The sequence below is a fragment of the Actinomadura sp. NPDC048955 genome, from assembly GCF_040649435.1.
Taxonomy (GTDB): domain Bacteria; phylum Actinomycetota; class Actinomycetes; order Streptosporangiales; family Streptosporangiaceae; genus Spirillospora; species Spirillospora luteofluorescens.
The window spans coordinates 1-1,312 of the sequence record NZ_JBEZJI010000201.1 but is presented as its reverse complement, the minus strand read 5'-3'; the positions used below and the strand labels follow the sequence as shown (position 1 = coordinate 1,312).

Annotated in this window: 2 protein-coding genes; one reads left to right on the top strand and one right to left on the bottom strand. The window is 26.3% G+C overall.

Annotated elements, in window-relative coordinates:
* Positions 1-329, bottom strand: a 329-nt coding sequence (locus tag AB0C84_RS46245) for a ParA family protein (protein WP_361079309.1), incomplete at its 3' end; no start/stop codon positions are given.
* 377 nt (positions 330-706) lie between these two features.
* Here AB0C84_RS46245 and AB0C84_RS46240 point away from each other — a divergent pair.
* The coding region (locus tag AB0C84_RS46240; RefSeq protein WP_361079306.1) for a replication initiator protein A at positions 707-1,312 on the top strand (606 nt) is incomplete at its 3' end.

Below are 1,312 nucleotides of genomic sequence, written 5' to 3'. Positions count from 1 at the left end.
ATATATAATTGCATGTCTTTACCATCTGTCGTGCTCATATGCTTTTCATACTCATCGAGACGTAAAAATCCACCAATTAAATCTATATTAGAGTTTATATTATGGATTTTAACTTTTTCTTTTATATGGAGTGACTCTATTTTCTCAAATATAGACAATACAGTGTTTTTTTGGTCATACACTCCTAAAATTTGAGATAAATTACATTGATGATCTAAATCAATCATTAATACTTTTTTTCCTAAATCAGATAAATATTCAGCAAAATTATATGATAGAGTTGTTTTACCAACACCACCTTTAATCGCTGCAAATGTTATGATTTCCATGTTACCACCTCCAACTTCATAATAACACGCAAGAATATACATATCAATATCAACATAAATACACACACATATATGTGTATACATATATACCGGTTTGTGTTATTATAAAGTTAGTTAGTTATTTGTTTTATGTATTATTTATGGTAATGTAATGATGTATTAAAAATAAAAAAAGAGTAACTGCACTAACAGTTACTCACTCAACAAAAATAAAAAGGAAAGAAGCTATTATGCTATAGCTTTAATTAAAAAAGTCTAACTATGTTTAATCATTTGTAGGTTCATTGTAAACATATTTAGATATTTTTGCAAGCTTTAAAATTATTAGTGGCTTCTTTCTTTTTGATTAAACAGAAATAAGAAAGAGGTTTTTTATTATGTCTAGAAAAAACATTAAAAATCAGGCCAATCAAAATTTCTATATGTTACATAAAGTGCTGTTTATCAATGAAAAATATAAAAAATTGAGTGATAGTGCAAAAGTAACCTATGCAATTCTTAATGATAGGGTGAGTTTATCTATTAAAAATAATTGGATAGATCAAAATGGAGATATCTATTTTATTTTTACAAATGAAAACCTTCAGGAAGTATTGGATAAAAGCAAAAACACAATAACTAAAATAAAAAAAGAATTACAAGAAGTAGGTTTATTAGAACAAGTTAAAACTGGTTTTAATCAACCAAATAAACTATACCTTCATGAAATTGAAACAAATATAAATATTGAAAAAGAAATACAAAATACTACTTTAAATAATGAAGAATCAAGTGATGAAACAGAATCCCAAAAAATGGGAGTCCAGAATCCCAAAAAATGGGAGTCCAGAATCCCAAAAAATGGGAGTCCAGAATCCCAAAAATTAGACCCTAATGATACTGAGTTTAATGATACTGAGTTTAATGATACTGAGTTTAATGATACTGAGTTTAGTGATACGCATGATATGAATGATATACATAATATCAAAAATAAGTCCAAC